Source organism: Rhizobium sp. 57MFTsu3.2 (genome assembly GCF_012932765.1).
Lineage (GTDB): Bacteria > Pseudomonadota > Alphaproteobacteria > Rhizobiales > Rhizobiaceae > Rhizobium > Rhizobium altiplani.
Genome location: NZ_JDWI01000010.1, coordinates 1 through 13731 on the forward strand (window position 1 = coordinate 1; position 13731 = coordinate 13731).

The 13731-nt window shown below is 58.7% G+C and carries 14 protein-coding genes and 1 pseudogene; 3 read left to right on the forward strand and 12 right to left on the reverse strand.

Features of this window, described 5'->3' with window-relative positions; all coding sequences use genetic code 11:
* Positions 1 to 9: 9 nt before the first annotated feature.
* The 3 genes from kduI to AF71_RS12750 form a co-directional block, all read right to left on the reverse strand.
* Positions 10 to 852, reverse strand: a complete 843-nt coding sequence (gene kduI / locus AF71_RS12740) for a 5-dehydro-4-deoxy-D-glucuronate isomerase (RefSeq protein ID WP_169681530.1) — start codon at positions 850 to 852, stop codon at positions 10 to 12.
* 62 nt (positions 853 to 914) lie between these two features.
* Positions 915 to 1820 (reverse strand): 5-dehydro-4-deoxyglucarate dehydratase, encoded by a 906-nt coding sequence (kdgD, locus tag AF71_RS12745; protein WP_169681758.1) that lies wholly within the window; start codon positions 1818 to 1820, stop codon positions 915 to 917.
* A 99-nt stretch (positions 1821 to 1919) separates the two neighbouring features.
* The gene (locus tag AF71_RS12750; RefSeq protein WP_169681531.1) at positions 1920 to 2660 is read right to left on the reverse strand and encodes a FadR/GntR family transcriptional regulator; all 741 of its coding nucleotides are present in this window, start codon (positions 2658 to 2660) and stop codon (positions 1920 to 1922) included.
* 275 nt (positions 2661 to 2935) lie between these two features.
* Between AF71_RS12750 and AF71_RS12755 the strand changes: the two genes are divergently transcribed.
* Positions 2936 to 4084, forward strand: a complete 1149-nt coding sequence (locus AF71_RS12755) for a mandelate racemase family protein (protein ID WP_018858153.1) — start codon at positions 2936 to 2938, stop codon at positions 4082 to 4084.
* 28 nt (positions 4085 to 4112) lie between these two features.
* Here AF71_RS12755 and AF71_RS12760 read toward each other — a convergent pair whose 3' ends face one another.
* From AF71_RS12760 to AF71_RS12785, 6 genes are all read right to left on the reverse strand, one after another.
* Positions 4113 to 5171 (reverse strand): dienelactone hydrolase family protein, encoded by a 1059-nt coding sequence (locus AF71_RS12760; protein WP_169681534.1) that lies wholly within the window; start codon positions 5169 to 5171, stop codon positions 4113 to 4115.
* 60 nt (positions 5172 to 5231) lie between these two features.
* Complete coding sequence (locus tag AF71_RS12765; RefSeq protein ID WP_169681536.1) at positions 5232 to 5990, reverse strand: ABC transporter ATP-binding protein; 759 nt, start codon at positions 5988 to 5990, stop codon at positions 5232 to 5234.
* Positions 5987 to 6838: an ABC transporter ATP-binding protein gene (locus AF71_RS12770; protein WP_169681538.1), complete on the reverse strand. Its 852-nt coding sequence runs from the start codon at positions 6836 to 6838 to the stop codon at positions 5987 to 5989. Before AF71_RS12770 ends, AF71_RS12765 begins: the two co-directional genes overlap by 4 nt.
* A 10-nt stretch (positions 6839 to 6848) precedes the next feature.
* Entirely contained in the window at positions 6849 to 7691 is an 843-nt protein-coding gene (locus AF71_RS12775; protein WP_169681760.1) for an ABC transporter permease, read from the reverse strand.
* A gap of 67 nt (positions 7692 to 7758) precedes the next feature.
* Positions 7759 to 8775, reverse strand: a complete 1017-nt coding sequence (locus AF71_RS12780) for an ABC transporter permease (protein WP_169681540.1) — start codon at positions 8773 to 8775, stop codon at positions 7759 to 7761.
* A gap of 67 nt (positions 8776 to 8842) precedes the next feature.
* Positions 8843 to 10438, reverse strand: a complete 1596-nt coding sequence (locus AF71_RS12785) for an ABC transporter substrate-binding protein (protein WP_169681762.1) — start codon at positions 10436 to 10438, stop codon at positions 8843 to 8845.
* A 190-nt stretch (positions 10439 to 10628) separates the two neighbouring features.
* Here AF71_RS12785 and AF71_RS12790 point away from each other — a divergent pair.
* Positions 10629 to 10763 (forward strand): annotated as a pseudogene (locus AF71_RS12790) (alpha/beta hydrolase); the annotation flags it as partial.
* A gap of 66 nt (positions 10764 to 10829) precedes the next feature.
* Positions 10830 to 11210 carry a hypothetical protein gene (locus AF71_RS12795; RefSeq protein ID WP_169681542.1) on the forward strand — a complete coding sequence of 127 codons (381 nt, stop codon included), beginning with the start codon at positions 10830 to 10832 and terminating at the stop codon, positions 11208 to 11210.
* A gap of 161 nt (positions 11211 to 11371) precedes the next feature.
* Here the strand turns inward: AF71_RS12795 and AF71_RS12800 are convergent, their stop codons facing one another.
* The 3 genes from AF71_RS12800 to AF71_RS12810 form a co-directional block, all read right to left on the reverse strand.
* Positions 11372 to 11599: a hypothetical protein gene (locus AF71_RS12800; protein WP_169681544.1), complete on the reverse strand. Its 228-nt coding sequence runs from the start codon at positions 11597 to 11599 to the stop codon at positions 11372 to 11374.
* 508 nt (positions 11600 to 12107) lie between these two features.
* Positions 12108 to 12722 (reverse strand): DJ-1/PfpI family protein, encoded by a 615-nt coding sequence (locus tag AF71_RS12805; RefSeq protein ID WP_169681546.1) that lies wholly within the window; start codon positions 12720 to 12722, stop codon positions 12108 to 12110.
* A gap of 58 nt (positions 12723 to 12780) precedes the next feature.
* Positions 12781 to 13731 carry a substrate-binding domain-containing protein gene (locus AF71_RS12810; RefSeq protein WP_169681548.1) on the reverse strand — a complete coding sequence of 317 codons (951 nt, stop codon included), beginning with the start codon at positions 13729 to 13731 and terminating at the stop codon, positions 12781 to 12783.

Here is a 13731-nt window from a genome sequence, read left to right on the forward strand (position 1 = left end):
TCCCCCTCCTCACCTAAGATCTTCGATGGCGACAAGGTCGACGTCGGTATAGTCGACATTGTCACCGGCCATGGCCCAGATGAATGTGTAGCTTGATGTGCCGACACCGGAATGGATGGACCAACCCGGCGACAGGATCGCCTCCTCGTTCTTGACGATCAGGTGGCGCGTTTCGTTCGGCTCTCCCATCAGATGCACGACGCGGGCCTTTTCCGGCAGATCGAAATAGAGATAGGCCTCCATCCGCCGGTCATGGACGTGGCAGGGCATGGTGTTCCAGACAGAGCCTTCAGCAAGCGTCGTCATGCCGACGACGAGCTGGCAGGTCCTGGCGCCGTCCGGGTGGATGAACTGAAAGATCGAACGCTCGTTGCTCGTTGCCTGAGAGCCGAGATCGACGCGCTTGGCATCTGAAATGCCGATATGCTTTGCGGGGTGACGAACATGCGCGGGGGCGCTGAGCAGGTAGAATTTTGCAGGTTGTTCGGCCGATACGGACCGGAATGTCACCGAAGCCCCCATGCCGGCATAGACCATGTCGCGGGTACCGGCCTGAAACTCTTCGCCATCGACGACGACGATGCCGGCACCACCAATATTGACAGCGATCAGCTCGCGCCGGGCCAGAAGCGTGTCGGTCCCGGCAGGCTTGATCGTCTCCAGGTCAAGCGCTTCCGAAGTCGGCATGGCACCACCGACGATCATGCGGTCGTAATTGGTGTAGTGAAGCTGGATGCGGCCGGCCAGAAACAGCGGTGGCAGCAGAAAATTCTCGCGCAGCTCTTCCGTACTGAACCGTGAGGCCGTCTTCGGATCGATCGCATAGCGGTTGGTAAAATCAGTGTGGCTCATCAAAAGCCGTCCTTCCGTCTGTGTTTCTCAGTTCGTCAGCGACATACTGACGGTGCCGCTTGTCATCTGCGGTGCGGAGCTACCAGCTTCTCAAGCATCGAGACCTCGTCTGCTGTAAGGTCTGTCAGGGGCGCGCGTACTGGACCGCTATCAAAGCCCTGCAGGCGCACGCCTGCCTTGACGGCGGATACCGCGTAGCCCTTGCGGCGGTTGCGTATCTCCATGAACGGGAAGAAGAAGTCACGCAGGATGCGATTGGTAGTTTCGGTCTTCCCGGCCCTTAGAGCCGTGTAGAATTCCTGTGCCAGAGCCGGTACAAAGTTGAAAACCGCCGACGAATAGGTCGTCACACCCGCGCCGAGATATGCATCCGCAAAGAGCTCGGCAGTCGGCATGCCGCCGAGATAAGTGAGCCGGTCGCCGATGGTTGCTGTGATCTGTCGTACCAGCCCGATTTCGCCCGAGCCATCCTTGAAGCCGACCAGATTGGGGCAAACCTCGCAGAGCCGTGCAAGGGTATCGGCCGACAGGATGGCGTTGTCGCGATTATAGACCATAACGCCGATGTCGACCGCGTCACAGACCGCCTTCACATGTGCAAACAGGCCGTCCTGGCTGGCATCGATAAGATATTGCGGCAGCAGCAGAATGCCGTCGGCCCCCGCCTCTTCGGCCAATCTGGCGATCCGGACGGCCATCTTTGTGCCGTATCCGCATCCCGACACGATCGGCGTTGCGCCCGCTGATGCCTTGGCAGCACGCACCACCTCCGGCACCTCGTCGGGGGTTAGCGAGAAGAATTCGCCGGTACCACCGGCGGCAAACAAAACACTCGCGCCGAAACCGGAAAGCCAGCCGACATGGTCTTCGTAGACAGACCGATTAAACCGATCGTCGTCGTTAAAAGGGGTGACGGGGAAAGAAAGAAGGCCAGCTCCAAGAGCAGCCTTCAAAGAAATGGGGTCCAGTGCCATGGATATCCTCCGGACAGAACGAGAGTCGATGGCAGTGAAACTAGCAGAGATATGATGACTGTCAATAACTCATCATACGATAATTGAGATCACTCAGCCGCGCTTGATGAAATTCCGGTAGCGCTGTTGGCTTCCCTTCAGGTGGAGACGCATCGCCTCTCGCGCCGCGGCCTCATCCTGGTCCGATATCGCCCGGGCAATTCGCAAATGCTCGGATTGAATCTGCTGCAGGTACTCCTGCGAGGATCTCTCGGTATCACCCTCAGCCAAGACGCCCCTTGGAATGATCTGCTTGCCGACCAGCTGTAAAAACTCACGAAAACGGGGATTGCTGGTGGAATCAGCTATCGCCAGGTGAAACGCCCTATCTGCCTCGACCGTCGGCTTTTGATCCTGCTTCAGTCGCTCGATCTCGTCATAGGCCTCAAGAATGGCCTCTTCCTGGGCCGGCGAACGCCGTATGGCCGCAAGCCCGGCGGCCTCGATTTCGATCGCGGCCCGCAGCTCAAGCATTTCAAGCAACGAGGAGATCTTATTGGGATCGGCGCTTTTGAACCCGTCATAGGCGCCGGCCGGAGGCGTCAGGACGAAGACGCCGACCCCGTGGCGCGCTTCGACCAGTCCGTCGGCGCGAAGTGAAGCGATCGCCTCCCGGACTACCGTTCGGCTGACCTCGTATTCCTGCGTCAAACCACCTTCCGTTGGCAACCGATCGCCGGGCTTCATGGCCCCTGACGCAATCGCGTCGCGCAGGCGGCGCGCCACCATTTCCACTAACGTTTCACCGCTTTTGCGTTGCTCTGGCCCCGTCTGCTGAACCACATTGCGCCCCATATTTGTCCCCGCCCTCTGTCGATCTAGACATCCCGAACGACGCCCGTCTGTCAAGAGATTGCAAAAATCCGATTGACCAGAACGCGTCAGACATATTATGACATTAGTGACGCCGTATTACAAGTAAGCATCCGGAGGCCTTCGGCAAAGGCATCGCCGCGCACGTCAGCACCAAAACAGTCCAGGCGATGACGCGACAGGACTGTGGATCGAACCTTCGACATTTGCCGTATTCCGCCACCGGCCGGACACAGAAAGAACCTGGAGGAGAAGACTTGAAGATCGTCGATATTAACGTGCGCGTCTTTGCGCACACGACCTATCGCCACGCCGACACGGCTGGGCATGCGCATCCTGGGCCGGCTCACAAGGTCAACCTTGCGCTGCTGACGATCGTCGCAGACGATGGCACCGAGGGCTACTGCTTCTCCCCGCCCGAAATCGTTCGTCCGCATGTCCTCGACAAGTTCATCAAAAAGGTACTGATCGGCCAGGATCCATTTGATCGCGAGAGACTCTGGCAGGAACTCGCCCATTGGCAGCGTGGCAGTGCTGCGCAACTGACCGACCGGACCCTTGCTATCGTGGACTGCGCGCTGTGGGATCTCGCCGGACGTAAGCTCGCTATCCCCGTCCACAAGCTTATCGGCGGCTATCGCGACAAGGTGCGGGCCTATGGATCGATCATGTGTGGCGATGAGCTAGAGGGCGGCCTTGCGACGCCGGAAGACTACGGGCGCTTCGCCGAAAAGCTGGTAAAGCGCGGCTACAAGGGTATCAAGCTGCATACCTGGATGCCTCCGGTCTCGTGGGCACCTGATGTGAAGATGGATCTGAAGGCCTGCGCGGCCGTGCGGGAGGCCGTTGGTCCCGATATCCACCTGATGATCGATGCGTTTCATTGGTATAGCCGGACCGAGGCGCTCGAACTTGGCAAAGGCCTGGAAAAGCTGAGCTTCGACTGGATCGAAGAGCCGATGGACGAGCAAAGCTCGGCCTCCTACGCCTGGCTTGCCGCCAATCTCGATATTCCCGTTCTTGGTCCGGAGAGCGCTGGTGGAAAGCACTTCAGTCGCGCCGAGTGGATCACCTCGAATGCCTGCGACATCCTGCGGACAGGCGTGCACGATGTCGGCGGCATCAGCCCCGCGATGAAGTCGATGCACCTTGCGGAGTCCTTCGGCATGTATTGCGAAATTCATGGCAACGGCGCCCCGAACCTGATCGTCGCCGCCTGCAGCAAGAATGCCAAGTGGTACGAGCGGGGCCTCTTGCATCCCTTCCTCGAGTATGATGACGGCTTCGAGTATCTGAACGCGCTTGTCGATCCCATGGACGAACACGGCTATGTCCACCTTTCCGATAAGCCGGGTCTTGGAGAAGACATCAACTTCGCCTTCATCGAGGCGAACTTGGTGGCATGAACAAGAGGGGCTGGCGAAGCGTCGTTTGTCAGCCCCTTAGAGCCGCATCGAGCCAGTTGAGTGCCGCGTCCTGCTCTGGGATGGGAAACTCGTGGCCGCCTTGCCACATGGTTGTTTTCAGATTTTGCATCCCGTGCCCGGCCGACCAGAGCTCACGCAGACGGCCAAACGCAGCCTCAACGACGGCTGGAGGGAAATGTCGGTCCTCGCGCCCACTCAGAAAGTAGCCCGGCTTCGGCGCTGCAAGGCCGGCAAAGTCGGGATAGTCCAGCTTGCCCGCGATCTGTGGATGCAGCATGTAGAATGCAGATTGGCCGCGCAACTGGTTGCCGCCGGTCTGCATGAGCCCCTCCAAGGTGCCCATCCAGCCGATTGCACAGAAGGCCGCAATGTCGGCAGAAAGAGCTGCGACCTGCCAGGCGCGGTACCCGCCAAAGGAAAATCCGAAACTTGCCACGCGCTTCCGATCAACCTCTGGCAGCTCGCCAAGAAATTTGGCGGCTGCGATATCCTCCATGGCAACGACTGAGGCGAGCGAGACGCCGAACTGCATCAGGTTGGCGGCAAGCGCCTGCTGCGCTTCGTACCCGTTACCGCAACGGCTTGACCAGCCGAGCGCATCGACGCTGAGAACGACATAGCCACGCCGCGCCGCCTCCTCTCCAGGGAAACGTCCCCCATAGAAACGATCTGCCCACGCCTGCGCTGCTTCCCGCGTCGGGCTATCTGACGGCGCAGGGGCTACCTTTTCCTTGCCGATATCAAAGGTCGCACCGTGATCATGCAACATCAGCAAGGCTGGTGCAGGTGTCTGTTGGTGTGGCAGAAGGAGAAGGGCCTCAGCCACCTCGCCATTGGAAAATCGAAGGCTCAGCCGTCTGCCGGCAAAAGACGAGCAATCCCATTGCGCAATCGTTTCCACCCGGTCGACATGGCATGCGTCAGGATCGATCGACTGCACGACATAGGCCAATGTCGAGGAACGCCACGTCGCGAAGTCGACTGAAGAGCCGCCAAACCTCAACGGAAATGCTGACGTGTCGCGATGCCGTCGAGCGATGGAAGCAAGATTGTCTCGATCGATCATTGGCCTTCATCCGTATTGCCCGGCGCTGCCAACCTCACGATTGCGCCGCTTGGCGCCAGCTCAAACGGCCTGGTCGTACTCGACACTGGCTCGGATCAATTCCCTTGCGTAGGGATCGGTCGCCCGCCCCGTCGAAAGGACCGCACGGTCCAGGATCTCGACGATGCGTCCATGCTGCATGACCGCCAGCCGATCGCACATATGGTCGATCACCGCGAGATCATGCGAGACGAGGAGATAGGTCAGCCCCTTGCGTGCTCTAAGCTCGGAGAGGAGGTTCAGCACTTCTGCCTGAACGGACACGTCGAGGGCCGAAGTTGGCTCGTCGAGCAGCAGGACGGAAGGATCGAGGATGAGTGCGCGTGCGATGGCGACGCGCTGGCGCTGCCCGCCGGAGAGCTCGTGCGGATAGCGCTGGAGAAAGGCGGGAGTGAGCCCGACCTCGATCAGCGCCTGTTCCATGCGTTCTTGATGGCGATCCATACGCTGAATACGCAAGGGCTCCTGAAGCGCGGTTTGGATCGACTGGCGCGGGTGAAGCGATCCGTAGGGGTCCTGGAAAACCATCTGGACGGTACGGCAGTATTCGTCCTGAGGCGTATCGCGGACGGCTTTGTTGTTGATGGCAATCCTACCATCCCACGCGTTCAGCAGGCGGGCGACACACCGCAGGACTGTCGACTTGCCCGAACCGGATTCTCCGACAAGCCCGAAGGACTCGCCCTTGTCGACGCTGAAGTTCACGCCCCCGAGAATGCGCTTTGCGTGAACGCCAAGGCCGAGCGAAATGGATAGATTCTCAATCTCGATCGCGCTCATGGTGTACCCTCAACTGTTGCGACTTTGATGGTCTGGCTGCGGCTCAAGACAGGCAGTGGGCGGCGGTCACCGCCGATGTGAGGCTGCGCTGCCAGCAATCCGCGTGTGTAGGGATGTTCCGCGTTCTTCAGGTCGCGCGCCTGCCGTTCCTCGACGAACTCGCCCGACCGCATCACCAGAACGCGGTCACAGAAATTTCGGACCAGGTTGAGGTCATGGCTGATCATGATCAGCCCAATGCCCTTACTGATCACCAGGTCATTGAGGATCTTCAGCACCTGCATGCGCACCGTGACATCGAGCGCTGAGGTCGGCTCATCGGCGATGATCAGCTCAGGCTCGGGGATCAACATCATCGCGATCATGATGCGCTGCCCCATTCCGCCCGAGACCTCGTGCGGATAAAGACCGAACACCCGCTCAGGATCACGAATCTGCACCGCCTCCAGCATTTCAAGCGTGCGTTGCTTGGCCGCGCCGCGTGAGGCGCCACTGTGTATGCGATAGGCTTCCGCAACCTGATCGCCGACCCGGTGGACTGGATTGAGAGAGAATTTCGGGTCCTGCAAGATCATCGACATACGGCGTCCGCGGACCTGCAACATCTCTTTCTCGCGGCAGGTCAGCAGATCGGTTTCACCGAATTGCATCCGCTCAGCTGTAATTTTGGCCGTCGGCAGAAGCTTCAGTAGCGCCCGACCGATGGTGGATTTTCCCGATCCGGATTCACCAACGATACCCAGCCTCTCTTGCCCGAGCGAGAACGAGATTCCCTTGACAACCGGGTTGTCACCTTTGCGGCCGCGATAGCTGACATGTAGATCGCGGACATCGAGGAGATTGGCCATGTGACGTTCCTCACTTCTGCTTCGGGTCGAGCACGTCGCGAAGACCGTCGCCCAACAGGTTGAAAGCAAGACTGACAAGCAGGATCGCGCCGCCTGGAAACGCAACGAGCCACCAGTTGTCCAGCATGTAGCGCCGGCCCGTCGCCATCATCGCACCCCATTCGGGCAAGGGCGGCTGCGCGCCAAGTCCGAGGAAGCCGAGGCCAGCAGCAGTGAGGATCACCGTCGCCATGCTCAAGGTAATGCGGACGAGGACCGAGGGCAGACACATGGGCATGATCGACTTTACGATAATTCGCAGTGGCGAGGCTCCTTGCATGCGCGAGGCAGCGATATAGTCCGCCCCGCGAAAGGTCAGCGTCTCGGCTCGTGCCAGACGGGCAATCGGTGGCCAGGCAGTAAGCGCTATGGCGATGATCGCATTCTCCAGGCCCGCGCCCAATGCCGCGACAAAGGCAAGCGCCAGGATCAGGCTCGGAAACGACAGGAAGATATCGGTAATGCGCATCATCACCGTATCGCACCACCCGCCGAAGTATCCGGCTGTCGTTCCAACCAGAAGTCCGACCGGGCCAACGATGATAGACACGATGAAAATGAATGTCAGGCTGATCCGGCTTCCATAGACGAGACGGCTGTAGACGTCCCTTCCCAGTTCGTCCGTTCCGAACCAATGAAGGCTGCTCGGTCGGCCGAGAGCGTTGCCGAGGTCGACGACATTGGGGTCATGGCTGGCGAGAACGGGAGCAAGCAGCGCAGTCAACAGCAGTATCGCGACGACGATGACGCCGAAGGCAGCTGTTGGGTTCGCCAGCAACTCGCCGATGACCGCGGCGAACCGTCTGGCCGCCATGACAACAGGTCCGTTGCGACGCTCAGTCAAAACAAGATTGCTCATTTCAAGATGTCCTGGTGCCATGTCACCGCGTCCTTGGATCAAAGATCTTGTAGAGTGCGTCTGAAAGCAGGTTCAGCGCGATGAAGATAACGCCCACAAGCAGCACGCAGGTCATGACCGCGTTCATATCGCCGATGAGCATGTTGTTGGTGATGTATTGTCCAAAGCCCGGCCAGGAGAAGACCGTCTCAATCAGCACCGCCCCTTCGAGCAGGCTGCCATATGCCAAGGCAACGATGGTGACGAGCTGAACCCGGATATTGGCAAAGGCGTGATGCCAGATCGTCCGGCCCTTCGACAATCCCTTCACCCGCGCCGTCGTAACATACTCCTGCCCAAGCTGGTCGAGCATGAAACTTCGCGTCATCCTGGTGATGTAAGCCATCGACGAGTAACCGAGAATGCTGGCGGGCAGGATGAGATGGTTGAGCGCATCGCCGAAGACCTCCCAGTCGCCAGCGATCGCCGCGTCAATGAGCATGAAGCCGGTCGTCTCCGGCACAAGGCCGATATAGTAGTCGGAAATCCGCCCGCCGCCGCCCACGAGCCCAAGCACCGCGTAGAAAATAATGAGGCCGATCATGCCCGTCCAGAAGATCGGCATTGAATGCCCGATCAGCGTCAGGAAGCGGATGATGTGATCGGCTGGCCGATTACGATTGATCGCCGCGAAAATACCGAGAGGTATCCCGAAACCAGCCCCACAAAGAATGGCGAAGGTGGCAAGTTCAATCGTAGCCGGCATGACATGAGCAATGTCGCTGATGACCGGTTGCCCCGTGCGGATAGAAACTCCGAAGTCGCCGCGCACCACGTCCCCGACGTAGCGGATGAACTGTGTATGAAGCGGCAGATTGACCCCCAACCGCTCTGCGACCAACTCGTAGGTGGCGCGATCCGCCTCCTCCCCGACGATCGCTCTCACCGGATCCACCGGCATCAGACGACCGATGCAAAACGTCAGGATGAGGAGGCCGAGCAAGGTCACCATAATGGTGCCGGCCTGCCGCGCGGTGGCAAAGATGCGATCATGGCTCATTGCTGGATCTTTCATAGTCACAAAATGGCATGTGCGACGGGACACACCCGTCGCACGTGTTGGCGGCCTAGCGTTCCTTGGTGACCGTACGCAATTGCGTCGACCACGACGGATTAAGCGCCAGCCCTTTGATATCGGCGCGCACGCCCACGGTATCCACCACCTCGGAGAACGGCTGGATCGCCGGTACGAGGTTGGCATAATACGCCTGGATATCGCCGTAGAGTTTAGTCTGAGCAGTCTTGTCGCCTTCAACCTGTGCAGCATCGATCATGCTGTTCAGCTTCTCGTCGAAGAACGACGTGCGCCAACCCTGGAAGTTTGTCAGCTTTGCCTCGTCCGAATTGTTCGGGTTGTAGGCGATAGCGCGCAGATTGGAGTCGGGATGCGGCAACTGTCCGCCGCCGCCGCGACCGACAAGCAACTCGAATTTGCGTTCGCGCATCGCGCCATAAATCTGATCGCCGGACCCGGTGATGACTTCGGCCTTGATGCCCGCCTGCGCAAGTGTTGCCTGGAGAGCCGTTGCGAGGTTCAAGAACGGCGCGTCCGAAATACCGCGGAGCGTCGTCGAAAAACCGTTCGGATAGCCTGCTTCGGCCAGCAGCGCCTTCGCCTTCTCGACATCGAGCTTGTAGCCGGCATCAGGCAATGCACCGAAGATGCCGCTCGGGATCGGCCGATCGCGTAGCTTGCCGAAATAAGGCAGGACAGTCTTGTCGAGACCCTGATAGTCGATCAGATAGCGAAGCGCCTCTCGAACCTTCGAGTTCTTGAACTTCTCATCCTTCATCGACACCGCAAGGTAATAGAAGCCACTGCCACCGATTGTTTCTATCTTTACGTCCTTGTTGGCTTCCAGCGACTTGAGATCGGCCGCCGACATCGAGAAGGCAATGTCGATATCGCCCTTCTCCAGCATCAGGCGCTGGCTCTGCGATTCAGCCAGATGACGCATGATGATGCGGCGCATCGCCGGCTTGTCGCCCCAGTATTTGTCGTTGCGATCAAGAACGACGCGCTCGTTCGAGCGCCATTCACCAAGCACGAATGGTCCCGATCCCGCTGATTGCGTCGTCAGCCAGGCGGCACCCTTGTCACCGTCCTTTTCATTTTCCGTGACAGTCTTGCTGTCATAGATCGATCCCGGGCCAACGATGCCCAGCGTCATGATGACAAGTTCCGGGTCAACCTTCTTGGGAAGCGTGATGACCACGGTCTTGACGTCCGGAGCGGTGAAGCTTGCCTCGGCGTTGGCGGCAGTGAACCCATGGGTCTTCAAAAACGACGCCTGGGCCAGGTTCAGTGACATCAGCCGCTTCAACGACCAGACGACGTCCTCGGACGTGACGGGGTTGCCGGAAGCAAAGGTCGCCCCGTCTCGCAAGGTGAACGTAATCTTCGATTTGTCATCGCTGACGACCCAGCTCTCCGCGAGTTGAGGTGTGACCTCGGACCTGTTGACAGGATCGAGTGAAACCAGGTTGTCGTATATGTTGGCGAGAACCTGGACCGTCTCCTTGCCGGTAATGGCCGCCGGATCCAATGTCAGGATATTGTTCATCGAGAAGCCGACAACAAGCATGTTTGGCGGCGTTTCGGCACGGAGCGGTGCGCTCCAGCATGCTGCGCCGATAACCGCTGCAGCAATCATTGCCTTCATGTGATACATCGAAAATCCTCCTTTGCCGACTCCCGATCGACTGGTGATACTATCTGTCATCATATCTCATTAGTCAAGTTGTATGATATGCCCACACGGCAGCGATCCGTATTTTCGCAAGCGGGCGGCAATTGCCCTGACGGTCAGAAACACCTCCCGATAGCAAGAGCGCATGGAGAGCAACTCGCGGGCAAGTTCCGTGCCGCGTGCAGTCGACCTGCTCAAGAACGGGTCGCTGAAGACCTATCCGGGCTACCCCCATGGCATGCTGACCACACATGCAGATGTCCTCAACCCCGACCTGCTCTCGTTCATCAGGTCTTGACCACATCGACCGGACCGCGGCCTTCACCCCACGTCGGCCGCGCGATCTGTCACCCGGCAGTGCCGGGTGACACCTGTCGCCATCGACATGCCAGCATGGCTGGCGTTGCTGTCGTCTTTGAGTTTTATGGCGCTCAACTCAATGGCAGCTTTTGGGACACTGACCATAGACCTGCTCGGTGCCGCCGTTGTTGATGACTGCATCGTTGGTCGCGTCTGCCCAGATCCGGTGAATGTTGCATCCGAGGCTAATTTCCTGGCGATGGCGGCCGCGATGGCGCGCCGAACGAGAAGAGTGATATGTCCCTCGATCGTAGCCTTCGAAGGAGGATTGATTAGGCCGTCGCTTCTGAACCTGCCGTTACATCTGATGGCGGTGCAGTCGAAGTTTCGTTACGAACCTTTGGTTTCTCAAAACGACCAGCAAATGCGAACAAAGACAGGATGAGCCGCTTGATCGAGAGGTGCCGGGAAATGCACCGCGACTCCGAGAGCCCGGCTGTAATGTGGCCAAGATCAAAGCTCAGTTAGCCTTGGAAACGTCGCCGGCTTCAAGGCATCAGCTATCATATCTCCTAAAAGCCGATGCAAGCTGTGCGGTGCTCATGTTCATATGCAAGCGGCTGGCGATGTCGCAGATGCCACTGTTGTTTCCGTCCACAATGGCGGAGCCAAACGCGAGGCAAAGACTCCGTTGTTGTGGCGCGCTTCAGTGATGATATCGACAAAACTCACGGGACCTCCGTTGTCGCGAATATCTAGCCATTTGTCCCCGACAGCGATCCTTTGGCCGCCACGGACGACCAATTCATTCCTCTTGAAGTCTTCGTCGCTCATGCTCGACTTCCTAGAGTGTGAGGGCGATATTCCACTTGAAGTAGATTGCTTGCCCGGGCGCCAGACGAAATCCCATTTCCTGCGGGATCACCGATCGGACGACTTTTCTCCTTCATTGCGCATAGTCGCCTAGCCGCCTACTGGCGAGCCACCCGAAGGAGGCCCCGAATTACTCGGCCTCAATGGATGCGTTTGACGGCTGGATGAGCCCACGACCCTTTTCACCGCTGGGCCAGGTCCCACATGGAGCGACAGCCGCCTTTGGACGCGTTTACCAGTGGCGCGTTGACGCGAAAATTCGAGAAATAATGTCGAGTTGTCAATTGGCCAGCGGCTTGCGCGATGAACGGAGAAGCGGCCGTGAACCTTAGCTCGACAGATCCCATGCAGACCGCAGTGTGCATCACCCCTTCAAGCTTGGCCGCAAACGCAGGGTGCATCGGAAGCAGTGAAACTTCTGGTTTGGGGCCGCCGAGTGACGGCGACCCTAATGGAGAGGTCGCAGGAGTTACGCTGCCTGTGCAACATCATCCCGGTGGTGAATCTCTGTTCCGAGCACTTTCAGGCATTCCCGGATAAATGCGGCGAGCGCCGTCCATCCCTTTGCGGATACCATCGTGCCGTCAACGTAGGCCTCGGTCGGCGAAAGGTCGATATAGGTACCGCCTGCGAGTGTGACTTCCGGCTCGCAAGCGCCGAGCGCACCGACTTTCCTCCCGCGCACGACGCCGTCGACCGCAATAAGAATCTGCACGCCATGGCAGATCGTGAAGATCGGCTTCTGCTTCTCGTGGAAATGACGGACGATGGCCTGCACACGTTTGTCGGTGCGGATGTATTCCGGACCGCGGCCACCGGCAGCATAAACGGCGTGATATTGGTCTAGCTGCACCTCCGCCTCTGAGAATGTCTTGTTGATGGTGAAGAAGTGCCCGAGCTTCTCGGTATAGGTTTGATCGCCTTCGAAGTCATGAAGCGAGGTCTTGATGAGATCTCCGGCTTTCTTGTCGGGGCAGATGACGTGGACCGTATGGCCAACTGCTTCCATCGCCTGCTGGAAAACGTAGATCTCGTACTCTTCGGTGAATTCACCGGTCAGCATCAGTATCTTCTTGCCTGGCATGATTTACTCCTCTTTGTTCATGCGGCGGGGTGGCTCCTTGCCACCCCTGTTTCTATGATTAGAACGGCGAGTCCGGGAAGTAATACTCCTTCGCATTCGCCTGAGTGATGAGAGGCGCGTCGAGCTTGACGTTTCCTCTGGTGGGAGCCTGTCCGACCAAGTTGGCGACCGTCATGTAGATCGCGGTCTTGATCATCGCTGGCGGGTATGGCGTTTCGACCGGGGTCATGGCGTCTCCGTCGATGACCTTCTTGACGATGTCCTTCATGCCATTGCCGCCGAGTGCCAGCTTGATATCCTTGCGCCCGGATTCCTTGACCGCTTCGAGCACCCCAAGCAGCATGTCGTCGTCGTTTGCCCATACGGCGTCGATCTGAGGGTATTTGGCCAGATAGTCCTGCATCAGCTTGAAGGCTTCATCACTGTTCCAGTTCGCATACTGGATGTCGAGTACCTTGAGGTCAGTGCCCTTGATGGCGTCCTGGAATCCTTGAATGCGCTCGTCATCGATCACTGTCGGAATTCCCCGCAACACGACGAGGTTCCCCTTGCCGCCCAGCTTGTCGATCATGAATTTTGCAGTGTTGCGTCCGACGGCGATGTTATCGCCAGCCAGGTATAGGTCCTGGATCGTTGGATCGTTCAGGCCCCGGTCGACGACCGTGATGAAGGTTCCCGCATCCTTTACCGCCTTGACGGGGGTCGTCAGTTCCTCGGACGTGTAAGGCAAGATCACCAGAGCATCGAGTTTGCGTCCGGCCGACAGATCCTCAAGCGCGCTCACCTGCGCCGTTGCCGAAGGCGAGGTCTTTACCACCACCTCCACGTCCGGAAACGCGGCATTGATTTCCTTTGCTGCGGCCTGCGCGTGATAGACGATGCCTGCCGTCCAACCGTGGTCGGCAGCCGGGATCGACACTGCCACCACTTTCTTGTCGGCGCCGAATGCGTGACCCACGAGCAGCACCGTGCTTGCGGCGAGTGCCACAACCCATTTCCTCTTCAACAT